The sequence below is a fragment of the Sulfurovum sp. genome, from assembly GCF_015493435.1.
GTDB lineage: Bacteria > Campylobacterota > Campylobacteria > Campylobacterales > Sulfurovaceae > Sulfurovum.
Genome location: NZ_WGDD01000057.1, coordinates 12,746 through 29,627, shown reverse-complemented (window position 1 = coordinate 29,627; position 16,882 = coordinate 12,746). Strand labels below are relative to the sequence as shown.

Annotated in this window: 16 protein-coding genes; all 16 read left to right on the top strand. The window is 43.1% G+C overall.

What is annotated here, in order from left to right:
* Positions 1 to 90: 90 nt before the first annotated feature.
* The 16 genes from F8L24_RS10240 to F8L24_RS10165 all read left to right on the top strand — a co-directional run bounded on the left by F8L24_RS10240 (position 91) and on the right by F8L24_RS10165 (position 16,835).
* Positions 91 to 801: a hypothetical protein gene (locus F8L24_RS10240; protein WP_294955329.1), complete on the top strand. Its 711-nt coding sequence runs from the start codon at positions 91 to 93 to the stop codon at positions 799 to 801.
* Between the two features lie 92 nt (positions 802 to 893).
* Positions 894 to 1,592 carry an OmpA family protein gene (locus F8L24_RS10235; protein ID WP_294955327.1) on the top strand — a complete coding sequence of 233 codons (699 nt, stop codon included), beginning with the start codon at positions 894 to 896 and terminating at the stop codon, positions 1,590 to 1,592.
* Between the two features lie 98 nt (positions 1,593 to 1,690).
* Complete coding sequence (locus F8L24_RS10230; RefSeq protein ID WP_294955325.1) at positions 1,691 to 3,925, top strand: VWA domain-containing protein; 2,235 nt, start codon at positions 1,691 to 1,693, stop codon at positions 3,923 to 3,925.
* A gap of 78 nt (positions 3,926 to 4,003) precedes the next feature.
* Positions 4,004 to 5,068: a hypothetical protein gene (locus tag F8L24_RS10225; RefSeq protein ID WP_294955323.1), complete on the top strand. Its 1,065-nt coding sequence runs from the start codon at positions 4,004 to 4,006 to the stop codon at positions 5,066 to 5,068.
* A 22-nt stretch (positions 5,069 to 5,090) separates the two neighbouring features.
* On the top strand, positions 5,091 to 5,471 hold the full coding sequence (locus tag F8L24_RS10220) for a hypothetical protein (protein WP_294955321.1): 381 nt from the start codon (positions 5,091 to 5,093) through the stop codon (positions 5,469 to 5,471).
* Between the two features lie 9 nt (positions 5,472 to 5,480).
* The gene (locus F8L24_RS10215) at positions 5,481 to 5,897 is read left to right on the top strand and encodes a hypothetical protein (RefSeq protein ID WP_294955319.1); all 417 of its coding nucleotides are present in this window, start codon (positions 5,481 to 5,483) and stop codon (positions 5,895 to 5,897) included.
* Positions 5,898 to 6,052: 155 nt separating this feature from the next.
* Positions 6,053 to 6,883 carry a tetratricopeptide repeat protein gene (locus F8L24_RS10210; RefSeq protein WP_294955317.1) on the top strand — a complete coding sequence of 277 codons (831 nt, stop codon included), beginning with the start codon at positions 6,053 to 6,055 and terminating at the stop codon, positions 6,881 to 6,883.
* An 11-nt stretch (positions 6,884 to 6,894) separates the two neighbouring features.
* Positions 6,895 to 7,959 carry an SH3 domain-containing protein gene (locus tag F8L24_RS10205; protein WP_294955315.1) on the top strand — a complete coding sequence of 355 codons (1,065 nt, stop codon included), beginning with the start codon at positions 6,895 to 6,897 and terminating at the stop codon, positions 7,957 to 7,959.
* Positions 7,960 to 8,071: 112 nt separating this feature from the next.
* Entirely contained in the window at positions 8,072 to 9,019 is a 948-nt protein-coding gene (locus tag F8L24_RS10200) for a MoxR family ATPase (RefSeq protein ID WP_294955312.1), read from the top strand.
* A 118-nt stretch (positions 9,020 to 9,137) separates the two neighbouring features.
* On the top strand, positions 9,138 to 9,968 hold the full coding sequence (locus F8L24_RS10195; RefSeq protein WP_294955310.1) for a DUF58 domain-containing protein: 831 nt from the start codon (positions 9,138 to 9,140) through the stop codon (positions 9,966 to 9,968).
* Between the two features lie 113 nt (positions 9,969 to 10,081).
* Positions 10,082 to 10,489 carry a hypothetical protein gene (locus tag F8L24_RS10190; protein ID WP_294955308.1) on the top strand — a complete coding sequence of 136 codons (408 nt, stop codon included), beginning with the start codon at positions 10,082 to 10,084 and terminating at the stop codon, positions 10,487 to 10,489.
* The gene (locus tag F8L24_RS10185; RefSeq protein WP_294955306.1) at positions 10,476 to 11,393 is read left to right on the top strand and encodes a VWA domain-containing protein; all 918 of its coding nucleotides are present in this window, start codon (positions 10,476 to 10,478) and stop codon (positions 11,391 to 11,393) included. The genes F8L24_RS10190 and F8L24_RS10185 overlap by 14 nt, the downstream gene beginning before the upstream one ends.
* A gap of 2 nt (positions 11,394 to 11,395) precedes the next feature.
* Complete coding sequence (locus F8L24_RS10180; protein WP_294955304.1) at positions 11,396 to 12,403, top strand: VWA domain-containing protein; 1,008 nt, start codon at positions 11,396 to 11,398, stop codon at positions 12,401 to 12,403.
* Positions 12,400 to 13,329: a tetratricopeptide repeat protein gene (locus F8L24_RS10175; RefSeq protein WP_294955302.1), complete on the top strand. Its 930-nt coding sequence runs from the start codon at positions 12,400 to 12,402 to the stop codon at positions 13,327 to 13,329. Before F8L24_RS10180 ends, F8L24_RS10175 begins: the two co-directional genes overlap by 4 nt.
* An 84-nt stretch (positions 13,330 to 13,413) precedes the next feature.
* Positions 13,414 to 14,916, top strand: coding sequence for a BatD family protein (locus F8L24_RS10170; RefSeq protein ID WP_294955300.1), 1,503 nt, complete (start codon positions 13,414 to 13,416; stop codon positions 14,914 to 14,916).
* 20 nt (positions 14,917 to 14,936) lie between these two features.
* Positions 14,937 to 16,835 (top strand): TIGR00341 family protein, encoded by a 1,899-nt coding sequence (locus F8L24_RS10165; protein WP_294955299.1) that lies wholly within the window; start codon positions 14,937 to 14,939, stop codon positions 16,833 to 16,835.
* Positions 16,836 to 16,882 lie beyond the last annotated feature (47 nt).

The following is a 16,882-nucleotide window of genomic DNA, read 5'->3' as shown; positions in this document are numbered from 1 at the left end:
ACACTTTTGCCACATTTTAATGTTATGATAAATTATAATATAAGCATTTTATGCGTTTGAATGGGGCGAAATAATAATGGAGAAACAGTAATGAAAATAGTTAAAATAATGCTATTGGCAGTATTGATATTAGGCGTTCAGGTGGAAAATGCACATTGCCGGTCACATACTATGGGTAAAAAACAATGGCAGCAGTATAAACCGTTAAAAACAAATGAAGGCAGAAAACCGGCATCTCTGAAGTCAGCTAAACTGAGTGATGTCCATTTGGCAAAAGCTGTGAAGTATTTTGACATTAAACAGTACAATATTTATGGCGAGTATATTGCTGGGTGGTCTTTTGATATGGCTGCCTACAACAAGCTCTCTACTAATGATAAAAAGAAGATCCGTTCTGCCAGAGCGAAAAAGCCTAAGCATTCATTTTGGAAATACTCTTTCAATGATGGTGCTGTTGCCGGTTTTTACAATCTGCACTATATTGACAGTCACTCAAAGGTGCAAACCATTAACTCACGAAAGGATCTTCTTTCATTTCTTGGTACTGTCGATACACCTGCGGAGCTAAGTATGCTGCTGTTGGGAGATGTCTATGGCAAGATACGCTACAGGAAGATGGGAACTATCTATAATCTTCGCAGTAATGTTCTCTCTTTCTCTGATTGTGACGGATGTGGTGAACCGGCCTGTACTCTGTTTGTAAGACAAAGAATTATGAATAACAGAGGAGCTATACTTTTAGACAGGCAAGTGAGTGAAAAGAGTTTCAAGAGTGAGAAAAAGTGTAGGAGTTTTAAATGAGGTGGATGAAAGAGAGAAAGAAACAAGGTATGCCACACTTTTGCCACATTTTATGGCTATAATAAGAGTATATTTAAATTTTAGGAGAAATAATGAAAGTAAAAATTTTGAAATCAGTCACAGCAATATCCATCAGTGCGGCATTGCTTACAGGGTGTGCTTCGACGGGAACAAGCAATACAACAGATGGCCTGATCGGCGGTGCTGCTGCCGGTGCTTTGGCCGGACAGTTGATAGGAGGCAATACGAAATCGACACTGATAGGTGCAGCGATCGGTACTGCGGCGGGTGGATTGATAGGGTACAGCCTGGATCAGCAAGCCAATGATATTGCACGTTCCCTGGGAACCGGTGTCAACAATGATCCGCTTGCCTATCTTGATCCAAACCAGGACCTGATCGTTTCCAACAACGGTAAATACGTGAAGATTATGTTTCGTGACCGCATGATGTTCCCGACTGCTTCATCCAGATTGACGTCAAGTGCTTCATACAAAGTGGGTAAAGTGGGCAAGATCCTTCGCGAATATCCGCAAACGATCGTACAGGTAGCAGGATTTACAGATAACAGAGGTGGGTATGACTATAATTACAGGCTTTCCAGACAGAGGGCTAAAACAGTAGCTGACAGACTCTATCGCGAGGGGATAAACAATCCAAGTTATGTGACGGGCTGCTCCTATAAGAAAGCACTGGTTCCCAATACTTCCGAACGCAATATGGCACTTAACAGAAGAGTAGAGATCTACCTTTATCCTAACAATGATGTCCGTGTTGATCCGTGCCGATAAGACAGGAATGACTGTGCAGTTCTAATACAGCATTGATTCAGGTTCCCGCTGGGTAGCGGAAACAATTTAATGCGGATGAATGGGGAGGAAGAAATATAATGAAAAAAATACTATTTGGATTTGTGTTGGTTTTGGCAACATTGTTTACAAGTGTGCCGGCAGCAGAGAGTCCGCGTGCAGTCATTATTTTTGATGCATCGGGGAGTATGTGGGGGCAGATACACGGAAAACCAAAGATAGCGATAGCCAGGGAGGCATTAAAAAATGTAGTAAGAGAATGGAATCCCAATGTCGAATTGGGACTTACCGTTTATGGGCATCGCAGGAAAGGAGATTGTAATGATATCGAGACTGTCATTCCTGTAGGCAGGGTGGATAAAAACAAAGTCATCGATACGGTCATGAAGATACAGCCCAAGGGTAAAACACCTATCAGCCGTTCTTTGCGCAAAGCGGCGAACGAGTTGAAATTCACAGAAGAGAAAGCAACGATCATTCTTATCTCCGACGGGAAAGAGACTTGTGACCCTGATCCCTGCGGTACGGCAAAAGAACTTGAAAAAGAGGGAATAGACTTTGTCACACATGTGATCGGTTTCAATGTTGACAAAAAGACTGACAAGCAGTTGGAATGTATCGCCCATGCGACAGGAGGGGCGTATTTTTCTGCCAAAAATGCTGCTGCCCTGAACAAAGCGATGAAAAGTATTGTGAAAAAAGTTGAAAAGCCAAAAGCACCTGTGCTCACACAGACAGAATATACGTTGGTTGCGCGTTACAATATGTCCCCTAAAGGGCTGAATGTCTCAGGTGTAAAATGGGCAGTCAGTCAGGAGGGGAAAGTACTCTACAGCGGTAACGATGAAGCACCGAAAGTCGATGTCAAAGTGGGTAAAATACATGTAAAAGCAGCTTATGACCGAACAGGAGAGCTCCAGTCTGCAGAAGGTGATATGGTACTTAAACCACAGGCAAAGAACCATACTGTCATCATGATCAAAAGCGGTAAGGTGACTATCGATCTGGCAGAAGAGAAGGGCGGGCTGAAAGTAAAAGGTTCTGTGTATATTTACCCGATCATTGACGGAAAACCCAATAGAGACGATCAGATAGTGTGGTGTGTTCCGACGAAGAAGAAGGCTTGTGAACGTATTCTTCCCATCGGAAAATATTATGTCGAAGCGACTTACGACAGCATGAAGGCCCATACGGAGTTCACCCTTGCGAATAAGGAAGAAAAAACACTTCACCTGTTTTTTAGGCAGACCGGAAACGTAGAAGTAACTGCCAGTGAAAAAGAGGGGGGCAAGTGGATCGATGCAGGCTGCAGGCTTTACAATGAAGACAAATCTGACAGCTGGTATGTGGGTCCCCGGAAGAAAAAGGCAGGGACCAAACAGGTACCGGTAGGGAAATATACTTTAAACTGTGAATACAATGCATTCAAGAGAAAAGACATTCCTGTAGAGATCAAAGCCGGTGAGACGACTAAGCTTCATGTGGTCATGGGACAGACCGGAAAGGTTGAAGTAACTGCCAGTGAGAAAGAAGGTGGCAAGTGGATTGATGCAAACTGTCGCGCCTATAAAGTAGTGGATGGCGAAGTAGATGATTCAGATAACTGGTATATAGGACCTCGAAAGAAAGAAGCAGGTACCAAGCAACTGCCAGTCGGCAAGTATCTTCTCAAGTGTGAATACAATAGATTCAAAAAAGAGGCACCGTTTGAAGTGACTGCTGGAAAGGTAAGTAAAGTACATGTTATTTTCTCTCCTTTTGTCATAGGGGCAAAATGTTCCAATGGGAGCGAGAAGGTTTCTTATGAGATATATGCCAGCAGCGGACAACTTGTTTATGATAAAAAGGTACCTTGTTCCAAAATGCTGAATATGGTACTCGATGAAGGGAAATACCGTGTAGAGGCAAGTGTCAGCGGAGGTACGGGAGAGGCAGCGTTTGAAGTAGGTGCAGGCAAACCGGCTAAACTGATACTTGATCTGACCAATCTTAACCATGAAGAGGAGATAAAGGCTGATTCTTCGGAAACTGTGGTTGTCCCTGTTCAGCCAAAGAAAACAGAACCTGCAACAACACAGACGAATGCACACTCCGTTACGATAGGAGACAAAAAGATACAGATAGAAGGGATCAGCGAGAAGAATGCTGCTGATCTTAAGAAAGCAGCTGCCATGCTTCAAATGCTTGGAGGTATGATGCAGGGGAACAGTGCAGCAGTTGATAAAGAGAAAAAACCAAAACAGAGCAGCCAGAATGAGAAGGCAGACAAAGAGTTTGACGAGATGAGCAAAGATCTCGATATGTTTACCAAATAAGGGGAAAAAATGAGAAAAACAGTAAAAATTTCGATAATCATAATGTTTGGTAGTTCCATACTTTTTGCAGGTTCGGATATGATGAAAAGATATGATGTCAAAAGTGGCAAGATCGAATACAGCATTAAAGAGTCGGGTAACATAATGGGAATGGTCAAGATCAAAGGTGTAGGGAAGAAAAGGCTTATTTTTGATCACTACGGTACAAAAGATCTGACCGAAGAGAACAAAGTAAAAAAAGAGACGACCGGCGGTCAAGCCAAAGTGGAGAAAACACATACATTGATGTATATGAATAAGGGTATGATGTATCGTGTTGATTTCAAGAAAAAAACCATTGTAAGAATGGAAAACCAGGCTATGGCCATGAATGCAATGATGGGTGGCGGGAAAAATATGAAACAGACCGGTGAAGCTATGATGAAAAGCATGGGCGGAAAGAAAACAGGTACAGACAAAGTATTGGGATATACTTGTGATGTATGGAACCTGATGGGAGTGAAACAGTGCATTTATAAAGGGATACCGCTGCGTATCGAGTCAAACATAATGGGCTTGAAAAGTGTACAGGTTGCTACCAAAGCAGATTTTAATATTGCACTGACTGACGATGACTTTAAATTGCCTGAGTATCCAATGGTTGATATGATGGGACAGAAATTGAATTTGGATAGAAAGAACTTAAGTGCAATAGATGAAAAAGCAAGTATCAAGCAAGCCAAAGAGATGCAAAACGGTATGAAAGCAATGGCCGCAGCGATGGGTGCCTTGCAAAAGTCCGGTTTTAATATGAATGATCCCCATGCCAAACCGTCACAGGCACAAAAAAAAGCAATGCAGGATGCTGCAATGGCTGCTATGGGTGGTGAAGATGCTATGCTGGCAAGTGCCAAAAAAGAGATACTTGACGATGCTGCCGATTTGCCGGCAGTCAAAACCTGTTTTCAAAATGCAAATTCCGTAAAAGAAGCCAATAGGTGTGAAAAAAAAGCAGACAGTGAATATCCTGTGCATCATACCCAATGGAACTCTACCATAAAGTCAGATATCCTTAAAGAGATTGATGCATTTGAAAAATCATTGCCATGCATTAAAAAAGCTGCAACTTTTTCAGCTTTGAAGCAGTGTATGCCAGAAGAATAAACCGAAATATAAAGGAGACAAAATGTTTGGAAAAGAAAGAATAACAGCGGTAATGAGTTTAACTATGGTTGTCACGACAGCAGCATATACAGCAGAGAAGATCGATATCGATAAGTATGATATGATCAGCATCTATAAAAATACCCCGTCATTTGTGACAAAAATGGAAAAAAAGAATGCCAAGTTTGCCAACGAGGGGTCAAACCCGTATAAGATTATGGAAAAAGCGGCATTGACCTGTAAAAGCCTGGGGTTTGTGAAGCATACAAAACAGGATTTTGGTGATCATGTGCTTTATCACTATACCAAAATGGTAAAGAATGATGTTGAAGCAGTCTGTGATGAAAATATCTATAAAGGCGGCACGGAGAATTTTGCCGTACTTGTTGATGGAAACGATTAGGAAATCAACATGAAACTAAAGTATGCAACTGTACTGTTAATGCTACTATCGACTTCTGTAATATCGCTTGCTTCTAACAAGATGCTGAGTGACTATAAAGAGATAAGAATAGCAAAGCACCTCTCTGAAGCCATGGTTAAAAAAAGCATGAAGCAAGCCAAGACGCATGGTTTGAGGATAATAGTGGATCCGAAGTTCAATTGCAAGAGTATTGGCTACAGTACGAAAGATGTGGTTGCTTCAGGTACGATGTACGGTACGAACCGAAAAGACGGAGGCCTTAATATTGGCGGTACAGGTGATTTTAAGGCATACACTTATGCTCGCTATATGAAAAACGGAAAAGTATGCAGGGAAAAAGACTATACCAAAGCATATGATCCGGAACATTACGGTCAGCATAGTATTGCAGCCTTGTTTCCGTAATATGCTTTGGAACTGAAGGGTACAGAGGTACCCTGAAGCATATTTAAACCCTGCGGTCATATATTTGCAGTGGCAACTTTTTGAGTGGGGAAAAAGAGATGAAGAATATGATGTTGGGTTTGATATTTATGTCTACTGTGCAGGGATATGCCAAAATGTCAGCTTATGAAAGTATCGTCGATGCGTGTCACCATGGTGAAATGAAAGGGTGCTATGAACTGGGCAGACATTTCCAACGAAGAACAGATACGGAGAAAGCTATACGCTATTATGAAATAGGATGCAAGAACGGTTATGCCCCAAGCTGTATGAAAATAGGGCAAATGTACCACTATGGAAAAGGAATAAAGAAAAACCTTTCCAAAGCGGCAAAAGCGTACAAACGCGTCATGGGGATCGATCCGGCACTCGGATATTATCTGCTGGGGACACTTGAATATTCCAAAAAAAACGGAAGCAATGAAACAGCACTTGAGTATTACACATTGGCTTGTGACAAAGGCAGTGCTGAAGCATGCAGTAAACTGGCCTATTTTAACAAGTCAGGAATAAACGTAGAGAAAGACATTCAAAAAAGTATGGCATATAGAGAAAAAGCCTGTGTAAATGACAGAAAAGAATGTCTGGCTTTGGGTGATGCCTATGCCAACGGAGAATCCGGGATTTCCCATTCCTATGTGAAAGCCAGGAAATACTATGGTATGGCATGCAGCGGAGAGAATGCCATAGGCTGTTACCGACTGGGTAACCTCTATTACAAAGGCAATGGTGTCAGGAAGAGTTATAAAACGGCAAAGCAGTATTATGAAAAGTCCTGCAGCAGCAAGAATTTAAATGGAAGCGAAAGAGGATGCAACAACCTTGCCGTGCTCTATCGTTACGGACGAGGGGTGAAGCGAGATGTGGATATAAGCAAAAAGTATTATGACAAGGCCTGTAAAAAAGGGTATGCCGAGGCCTGTACTGTGTTAAGGTCGTTCAAATGAAAGATGCCTGTATGAAAAAAATCTTAATAGTGCTGCTATTGTCCGCTTCTGTCCTGTCTGCAAAGGAGACAGGGCTTTTTGGAAAAATTATTCATGTGGCCGAAGACGATACTCTGAATGTACGGGTGGAACCGAACTATAAAGCCAGAAAAATCGCAGAGATACCGTCAAGCGGGTATGTGGGTGTGGAAAAATGCAGGCAGGTCAAGACTTCTCTCTGGTGTCAGGTCTACCCTTTGATGCAGCAGTGGTATGAACATTTTTCCGGGATGAAAGAGAAGGGCTGGGTAAATGCAAAGTATCTCTCATTTTCAGACAGAGGATATGTGCTGGTAGATGGTAAAGCGAACTGTGACTATGTCATACAGTGCAAAGCAGATAAATGTGAGCGGGTACTTGACTATGAAACGGATGATGCCAATGAGATAAAGAACCTTAAAACGGAGTGGATCGATAAAAAAAGGCTGCATGGAGAGAGCCGCTTCGGCGCTTCCTCTTCCGATCCGAAAATCAACCCGGAAGGAGATATATGCAGCTCTGCCTTCTATATTGACGACTATTTGCAAAACAGACGTTTGAAACAGTTATCCGCTAAAACAGAGAGTGAATCGTACCAAACACTACTAAAGTTCTTGAAAATATTTTCACGTCTGGAACCGAAAACGATCGCAGCATTTGTGCACCCGACAGCCGGACTCACTCTGAGTTACTACACAGTGTTTGGCAGGGGTGACAAACATTTTACTGCAGAGCAGATCAGACAGATTGATGTGCTGAGCGAACATAAGCACTTCTGGGGATATACTGATGGCAAGGGAGATGCGGTCTATATGACCCTGTATGACTTTCTTGCCTTCTTGCCCCATGACACTGAACCTATACGGGAGATCAAGCCTTTCAAAGTCTTTAAGGGGTTTCATTGTGCCAAAAATGCCGAATGTCAGGGCTACGAAGTGCTGTGGTACGATAAGCCAAGAGAGGAGGATTTTTCCTGGCAGGGGCTTGTTGTGATTTTGGAGCTGTATAGGGGGAAATGGTATGTTGCCGGACTGCTGCGTGACAGATGGACGATATAAATGAGAATGAGGCTATAGTCCTGGAGTGCTTCTCAGGAATTTTGGCTATATTTAACTTTAGTTAACCTGGCTCAAGTACACTATGATTATAAAATAGTTTTAGGAGAAAGACTTGAGTCAAATCATACAGAATATCAGAACAGAAATTTCAAAAGTACTTGTCGGTCAGGACAAAATGGTAGAGGGGCTTCTTGCCGGTTTGCTGTGTCGGGGACACATTCTTCTTGAGGGTGTTCCCGGGTTGGCAAAGACGACAGCGGTCAATGCTTTGGCCAAAACACTTGGTCTGAACTTTAAACGTGTACAGTTTACACCCGATCTGCTTCCTTCCGATATTATCGGAACGGAGATATATGATCCCTCCAACAACACTTTCAAAATTAAACAGGGGCCGGTTTTTACGAACCTGATGCTGGCAGATGAGATCAACCGTGCACCTGCCAAAGTGCAGTCGGCACTCCTGGAAGTCATGCAGGAAAGACAGGTGACCATCGGTGATGAAACTTTCAAGATAGACCTTCCTTTCCTTGTTATGGCGACGCAGAACCCGGTTGAACAGGAGGGAGCCTATGAGCTTCCCGAAGCACAGCTTGACAGGTTTATGATGAAAGTCGTTGTGGGTTACAATACAAAAGAGGAAGAACTTGAGATCGCAAGACGTGTTGCGAACAACAGTTTTGAACAGATTGAGCAGGTAGCGACCAAAGAAGATCTTGAACAGATCCGTCAAGAGGCACTGGAAGTGCATATGGATGAAGAGATCGAAGCATATATTATTGAGCTGGTAGCGGCGACGCGTGACCCCAAAGCTTATGGTCTTGAGGAGCTTGAACCCTATATTGAGTTCGGTGCCTCGCCAAGAGCGAGTATCGATATGTACAAAGCGGCCCGCGCGATCGCCTACCTTAAAGGGCAGGACTATGTTTCGCCTATCGAAATAGCCTATATCGCAAAAGAGATCCTTCGCCACAGAATCATCCTGAGCTACGAAGCACAGGCAGATGATATTACGCAGGATTATATTATCGAGAAGATATTGGCGGCGGTTCCGATCCCGTAGCAGGCAGGAGGGAAACCACAAGGGATTGCCCCTACGGTGAGGAATGTTAATCCAAGTCGTAGGGGGTACCCCTCGTGTGTACCTTTTGTTATGCAAAAAAATAAAATAAAGGATAAAGGTGAACAAAAAAGCAAAAAAGATCGTCCTTAAAACCAAAAAGCAGGTTTATGGAGATATGCTTGGCAACAATGCTTCTATGTTCCAGGGCGAAGGCTTTGAGTTTGCGGAGCTCAGGGAGTATGTCTACGGTGATGATGTTCGTAAAATCGACTGGAAAACAACCGCCAAACTGGGTAAGCCTTTTGTCAAGATATATAAAGAAGAGAGAGAACTCAATGTCGTGGTTGTCTCTATGCTGGGCGGATCTACCTATTTTGGAACAGTGAAGCAGAAGTCTGACATTATTGCCGAAGTGGCAGGTACTTTGGGCTTTTCGGCAGTGAAGAATGCTGATCTTTTCTCCCATATCATTTTTGCGGACAGGCTCTATGAACTGAGCAAACCGAGCAAAAAGCTTTTTTCTGTACATAGAGCAGTGGAAAATATCGTTGATTTTGAACCCATCGGCAAAGAGGGTGACTTTAAGGCACTGGTTGAAACTTTGAATAACCGTTTAAAGAAAAAGGCACTGCTTTTCATTCTTTCCGATTTTGTCGGAGAAGTCGATTTGAAACTGTTGAGCAAAAAACATGATGTTTTCGCTGTGATCGTACGTGACAGGTTTGAGGAAGAACCCAGTGAACTTGGGTATCTCAGGCTGATCGATATGGAAACAAAACAGAGTTTTGAAGGCAATATTGACAGTGCGACACTGAAAGGCTACAAGAAAGCACTTTTGAAAAATGATGAGAAGCTTTATAAGCAGTTCAAAAAACACGGCATCCGGTTTACCAAAGTGTATACAGATGAAGACGGAGCACTGAAACTGATGAAGCGTATGAGGAGATAGGGTAATGGGATATGAAAATGTAACTATTATCGGTACTGTCGGGAGAAAGCACTCTGTGCTGCATAATACGGCAGGATACCGTAGTTTCATGACACCACAGACAGGAGAGAGCTATGAATGAACAGAATTTAACAGCCCAGTTACGTGACATCAAACCGCTGCTGGATATCCCGGATAACAGTTTCTATATCTACTGGGGTCTGATAGGCTTTGGTATGCTGCTGTTGCTTGCCATACTCTTTTTTGTCCTTAAAAAACTTTGGGAAAACAGAAAGATCAATCTGGCAAAGGGATATTTGGCAAAACTCAAAGAGATCGACTGGAAGGATGCAAAGCAGTCAGCGTATGAAGCGACACACTATGCACGCCTTTTGGCAACAGATGAAAGAAGAAAAGAGCTTTTTGCCCAACTTGAACCAATGTTGGAAAAATACAAATATAAAAAAGAGGTAGAGAACGTGGATGTAGATACAAAAAACAAATTTAACCTCTATGTGCAGGTGGTAGATGAGTCAGTTTAGTTTTGAATATCCTCTGGCATTCGGGGTTCTGATACTGTTTATTGTCTGTGCCAAGTGGTGCAGGGAGCGCAGCAGGGCGATCTTCTTTCCTCATGTAGGTACCCTGATCGCCAAAACAGGACATAAAAGTTCTCTGCTGAGCTGGCTGAAATGGATCGGTATTGTTGCTGCGGTCATCGCACTGGCTTCGCCGGTCATCACCAAAAGCTATTCCAACTCCAAAAAAGAGGGACGAGATATCGTACTGGTGATAGACAGCAGTGATTCTATGCGGCAGATGGGATTTGACCCGAACGATCCGTACAAGAACAAGTTTGATGTGGTCAAAGAAGTAGTAAGCGATTTTATCAAGAAACGAAAGAATGACCGTATCGGGATGGTGACATTTGCAGATGTGGCATTCATCGCATCGCCGTTGACCTTTGAGAAAAAATTTCTTTCCGACATTACAGAGATGCAGGAGCTTGGTATGGCCGGAAAGCGGACAGCGATCAACGATGCACTGGTACAGGCATACAATCTGCTGAGCAAAAGCAAAGCAAAATCGAAGATCGTTATTTTACTGACGGACGGGATGGATAATATGAGTAAAATTTCGTTTGCCGATGTCAAAAGTATGATAGAAAAACGCAATATCAAACTCTATACGATCGGTATAGGCTCGCCGAGAGATTATAACGGTGCCTATCTGCAGGCTTTGGCCAAAGCGGGAAAAGGCGAGGCATACGGTGCGAGAAATGCAGCAATGCTGAGCAAAATTTATGACGAGATAGACAAACTGGAAGCATCAAAGCTCAATAACAAGAAAGTGGTGGAGCATACATATTTGTATGTTTATCCGCTCTTTTTAGCCATTTTGAGTCTGCTTCTGTTCATTTATTTCAGAAACAGCAGAGGAGTGTAAAAATGACATTTATGCATCCTTATCTATTTTGGCTGATGATCATTCCCTTTATGATCTTCGCCTTTTTGATTTCAACCAACAAAGAAAAACTTTCACGTATATTCGATGAGAAAGTACTCGAACGTTTGAGTGCAGGTAATGAGAGTATGCCTGTCATGCTGCGGAATATCATCATGTTTCTGGCTATTTTCCTGATGATCGTCGCACTGGCACGTCCTGTAGTCGAAAAAGCCGATCAGACGGTTGACGTAAAAGGCTTGACACTGCTTACGGCTCTGGATATATCCGGTTCCATGAGAAGCAAAGATGTCTACCCGAACAGGCTGACCTTTGCCAAAAAGAAGATGAACGAATTTTTCGATGCGATGCCGAGTGATGACATCGGAGTAGTGGCGTTTGCACACAATCCTTTTGTTCTTGCCCCATTCACGTCAGACAAAGAAACGCTCAAAATGCTGGTATCAGGTGTTGATGATTCCTATATCAATTTCGGGTCCACGGATTTTACGGCTCTGGCGGAATTGGCAGGCAGACTGATGAAAGACAAAAAGCCGAGGATCCTTGTACTTTTCACGGACGGCGGAGACAAAAAAGCGATCGAAGGTTTCTCCAATGTGCTTAAAGCCAATGATATTGACCTCTATGTGGTGCTTGTCGGTACCAAAAAGGGTGCACCGGTGATTGACAAGAAAGGCAAGCCGATGACACTCAAAGACGGTACGATTGCTATTACACAGCGAAATGATGCGCTCGGTACACTGGCAAAAGACAATAACGGTGCCTATGTCGTAGCTGCGAACGGCGATAAAGATATGCAGAGTCTTGCCAATGTGATCCATGCCAAATACAAAGCTCAGGAGCAGGGCCAGGTGAAGATCAAGCAGCGTGTGGAATATTTCTATTATCCGCTTGGGCTGGGACTGTTTTTGCTTTTGATAGGCTTGAGTTCACTGCCAAGACTAAAAAGCAGCAGAAAACAGGAAGCAGGAAGCATGGGAGGCAAACTATGAGATTTACAATGAAAAAAAGCATACTGGCACTGTTTATTATGCAGTATGCATTATTTACTTTTCTGCATGCAGGAATAACCGACTTTAAAACCATTGAGGCTGCAAAACAGGCTTACAGTGCAAAAGAATACGGCAAGAGTGCCGCACTTTTGCATAACCTGGATAAAGAAGTGCCCCAGAAAGAATATGACATCGGAAATGCCTACTACAAGAACAAAAAATATGATGAAGCGATCAAAATGTATCAAAAGGCAGGAGGTGTGGATGATGCAATGCGTTACCATAATATCGGGAATAGCTATTTTCAGGAAAAAAAATGGGACAAGGCTATTAAGAGTTATGAAAAAGCATTGAAGATCAAAGAAGACAAAGACACACGATTTAATCTTGAGCTGGCAAAAAAAATGAAGAAAAAGCAGGAACAGAAGAAGAAAAAGCAGCAGAAGAAGAACCAGCAGAAAAAGAACAAAAAACAGAAGAAGAACCAAAATAAGAACCAAAATAAGAAAAAGAACGATCAAAAAAACAAGAACCAGAATAAAAACAAAAAGAACAATCAGAAAAAAGAGCAGCAAAAGAACCAGAATAAAAACAAAAAAGACCAGAACAAGAAAAAGCAAAAAGGCCAGAAAAAAGATCAGAAAGAAAAAGGCCAAAAAAACAAAAAAGATCAGGAAGGTCACAAAAAGAAACCTGGTGAGAAGAAAAAATCAGATGAAAAGAAAAAGCAGAAACCCAAAAATAAAAAAGGCAATGAAGCTTCCGGGCAGCCTAAAAAACAGAAGATGAGCAAAGAAGAGAAACTCAAAGCACAGGAATTAAAACGTTTGTTGAAAAAAATGGGACAAAAGAAAACTCCTACGATGATATACCAGATGAACAATCCGAAGAAAGGAAAACGAAATGAAAATGTCAATCCCTGGTAAGACCCGTAAAGCAACCGATACCTGTGGGCAGGGTGCATTTTTCTTGTCTCAATCGATACCAAATATTTTAGATGGAGTAAAATGATGAAAAAATATATACACTTATTATTACTATTCGGGCTTTTCCTGACGCTTGCCAATGCAGGAAGCGTAACAGCAGAAGTGTCCCAAAAAGAAGTTGTTGCCGGCAATATGGTACAGCTTCGCATCAAAGCGGAAGGTAAAAGAGCCGTTTTCCCGCATATAGAGAAGATTGATGATGCCAGAGTACTGGGACGTTCGCAGAGACAGAACAATTCCATCAGTTATATTAACGGAAAAATGTCTATGACGCATACGACGAATCTCATTTTGAGTTTTGCACCGCAGCATACTGTGACGATCCCTTCTTACAGTGTAAAGGTTGACGGACAGACATATACTACAAAGCCGATCACGGTCAAAGTCGTCAAGGCATCTGCTCCCGGTATGGGCAGCAGTGTGAAATATTCGCTGCACATACGTGCGGACAAAAAAACGGTGATCGTAGGTGAACCTCTTGTTGTAACAGTGTATTTCAGTTTAAAGACCGGTGTCAGACTGGCTGACAACCCGCAGTATACCAAGCCGGTATTCAAGGGTTTCTTTGTCAAAGATGTGAATGAACCCAGATCTTACATCAAAGGCAACCAGCAGGTTCAGGAACTGAGATACATTCTAACACCGCAAAAAGAGGGTAACTTTACCATAGGGCCGGCTACTGCCAGAATCTCCGAAATAGATAGAAGCAGACAGGACATGTTCGGAAGATTCTTCGGTTCCAACTGGAAGTCTATCGTATCAAATACATTGAATATTACTGTCAAACCGAAACCCAAAGATACGGATCTGGTAGGCAATTTCACGCTGACAAGCCAGTTGGACCATCAGCAGGTAAAAGCCAATAAACCGGTCAATCTCACTGTACGTATCGAAGGAAACGGCTCACTCGAAGATTTTGATCTGGGTGATTATGAAATTGACGGAGTGACTGTTTACAGTGATGATGCGAAAATAGACAGCAAACTTTCCGGGGACAGGCTGAAAAGTACATTTGTCAAAAGTTTTGCCTTTATTTCAGATCATGATTTCACCATTCCGAAAAGAACGATTTCGGTATACGATCCGGAAAAGAAAACGGTCACTACCCTGACCATCCCTGCCTATCATATTAAAGTCAAAGCAGCAGCACACACTGCAGCAGTGCCTACGGCCGGCAGCAATGAGGGAAAAGTCCAGACAAACCTTCCTCAGCCGGGACAAAATGCCGAAAAAACGGTCGTGAAGAAGGTGGAAGTGGTGCGTGTCAACTGGTGGATGATCGTTCTGGCTTTTCTTGCCGGAGCACTTTCTATGTATCTGTTAAGTCTGCTGCCGAAATTTAAAAGCAGAGTACCAAGTCCGTTCAAAGAGTCCGAAGCGCTGAAACTGCTTTATGCCCATATCAATGATGACAAAGAAGCCGAAGCAATGGTACGCAAACTCTATGCCAAGCAAAATGGAGATAAAAGTGTTATAATTGACAAAAAAGAATTGAAAGCACTGGTGGATAAATATAGAGTCCGCTGATCTTTCGAAGGAATAAAGGCATGGGACTATCCATGATTGCATACATTTACGGGAGTGTGGACGAAACGTTCCTTGGCACATGCAAAACACTGCTTGAGGGCGAACATGTTACATACATTCCCCTCTCTGAAATGCATACTGCGGAGCATGACAGGTTTTCCCATTTTATGGTTTCGGGTACACTTGGAGAGATTAAAGAAGTTTTTGCTTTTGCACAGCTGTATGAAACGAGTGTCGGGATCGTACCGCTGCCGACACAGAAAAATCTCATACGTACGTTTGCACTCTCTTCCAAAATCGAAGAAAGTATCACTCTGGCAAAAATACCTGCCGAACAAAAAATCGATCTGCTCTACTGCAATGATGATCTGGTCGTTCAGGAAGTGGTTATCGGTGATGCCCCTCCTCTCGATACATACGATACTGCCCTGGGACAGCAGAATATTTTCAATCGTATACAGCTTTTTTTCCATATACTCAGAAAAGTCCGCAAACTGCGTCATACCCGTATTACCCTGACGGATGAAAATGAACAGGAGACCAAAGTTTCGGCAGTAGGTCTGGTAGGTGTAGAATACCAGAACGGTACCTTTGCCTCAAAACTGATTACTTCACAGATCAATGCTGCGGACGGCAAGCTCTCTTTGCTGATCCTGGCTCCTCTTTCAATGCTTCAGTATATGGGTTATCTTTTTCGGTCACTGGTGTCGCGGTGGAAATCGGAACAGCTGCCAAGATCGCTGGGGTACATACGCAGCAGCAAACTGGAGATCAAAACCGAAAGACCGCTTGAAGTGCTGGTTGACTCTGAAATACGCTGTGAAACACCGGTGCTGTTGAGAAGTACCAAAGAGAGTCTGCGCTTGAGTGTAGGGAAAATGTTTTGGGAAAAACAGAGCAAGGATGTTCAGGGGAAAAACAGTTTCAAGATCGACCACCTGCCAAGTGATGAAGAAAGTGCAAGCTATCTGGCAAAAGCCATTCCCCTGTTCAACCATGCCAGCCAGGCGCAGTATGCTGCACTTTTTTCAAGTCTGAGGGAAGAGGGGCAGCTGAACAGTACATTCATGATACTGCTTATTCTGGCAACGATGATCGCAACGTTCGGTCTTTTCATCAATTCAAGTTCTGTGATCATCGGTGCTATGCTTCTGGCTCCTCTGATGCAGCCTATTATCAGTTTGAGTATGGGGGTGCTGAGGCAGGACAGTGCACTGGAACTCTCTTCGGCGAAAACGATCGTTGTCGGTGTCCTTTCGGTACTTCTTACCGCAGCACTGATCGCCTGGTTCATTCCCATGGAAAAACTGACTTCTGAAATGTCCGGACGGCTCTTTCCCACAACCTTGGACCTTTTTATCGCTATAGCTTCAGGTGTGGCCGCAGCCTATGCCAAAAGCAATGAAAAGATTTCCGGTTCGCTTGCGGGCGTGGCGATCGCGGTAGCATTGGTACCGCCAATCGCAGTGGCCGGTGTCGGACTGGGCTGGACACAGTGGCATATGTTCAGTTCGGCTTTTCTGCTTTTTATGACCAACCTTATAGGCATCGTACTTGCTGCGGCACTGACTTTTGTTGTACTGGGATACTCACCCCTTCGGGTGGCAAAAAAGGGGATATTGACATGGTTTATGATCGCTGCCTTTGTCTCTATTCCGCTTTACAGCTCGTTTGAGCAGATGAAGGAGAATATTGCGATCCAAAAAAGTCTTTCGAATATTCATTTTACCCTGAACACGCAGGAAGTCGTATTGACACATATACAGCTTATCGAGCAGAGCAGGAAACTTCAGGTACGCTGTGAAGTGATCGCAAGCGGCCGTTTAAGCACGGCAGAGAAAAAGCTGCTTAAAGAAGTCATAGAAAAAACCATCGGCAGAAAAGCAGATGTGATCGCTACCTTTAGATACCGGCTATAAAATCCTCTTTATACTGCATAGAATATGCCAATCGTGTTGTGTTCCCT

Excerpts from the sequence above, each read along its gene's own strand:
- F8L24_RS10235 (WP_294955327.1), top strand. The coding sequence starts at position 894 with ATGAAAGTAAAAATTTTGAAATCAGTCACAGCAATATCCATCAGTGCG.
- F8L24_RS10165 (WP_294955299.1), top strand. The coding sequence starts at position 14,937 with ATGGGACTATCCATGATTGCATACATTTACGGGAGTGTGGACGAAACG.
- F8L24_RS10190 (WP_294955308.1), top strand. The coding sequence starts at position 10,082 with ATGAATGAACAGAATTTAACAGCCCAGTTACGTGACATCAAACCGCTG.
- F8L24_RS10185 (WP_294955306.1), top strand. The coding sequence starts at position 10,476 with ATGAGTCAGTTTAGTTTTGAATATCCTCTGGCATTCGGGGTTCTGATA.
- F8L24_RS10215 (WP_294955319.1), top strand. The coding sequence starts at position 5,481 with ATGAAACTAAAGTATGCAACTGTACTGTTAATGCTACTATCGACTTCT.
- F8L24_RS10205 (WP_294955315.1), top strand. The coding sequence starts at position 6,895 with ATGAAAAAAATCTTAATAGTGCTGCTATTGTCCGCTTCTGTCCTGTCT.
- F8L24_RS10180 (WP_294955304.1), top strand. The coding sequence starts at position 11,396 with ATGACATTTATGCATCCTTATCTATTTTGGCTGATGATCATTCCCTTT.
- F8L24_RS10240 (WP_294955329.1), top strand. The coding sequence starts at position 91 with ATGAAAATAGTTAAAATAATGCTATTGGCAGTATTGATATTAGGCGTT.
- F8L24_RS10220 (WP_294955321.1), top strand. The coding sequence starts at position 5,091 with ATGTTTGGAAAAGAAAGAATAACAGCGGTAATGAGTTTAACTATGGTT.
- F8L24_RS10225 (WP_294955323.1), top strand. The coding sequence starts at position 4,004 with ATGATGAAAAGATATGATGTCAAAAGTGGCAAGATCGAATACAGCATT.
- F8L24_RS10175 (WP_294955302.1), top strand. The coding sequence starts at position 12,400 with ATGAGATTTACAATGAAAAAAAGCATACTGGCACTGTTTATTATGCAG.
- F8L24_RS10230 (WP_294955325.1), top strand. The coding sequence starts at position 1,691 with ATGAAAAAAATACTATTTGGATTTGTGTTGGTTTTGGCAACATTGTTT.
- F8L24_RS10170 (WP_294955300.1), top strand. The coding sequence starts at position 13,414 with ATGAAAAAATATATACACTTATTATTACTATTCGGGCTTTTCCTGACG.
- F8L24_RS10210 (WP_294955317.1), top strand. The coding sequence starts at position 6,053 with ATGTCAGCTTATGAAAGTATCGTCGATGCGTGTCACCATGGTGAAATG.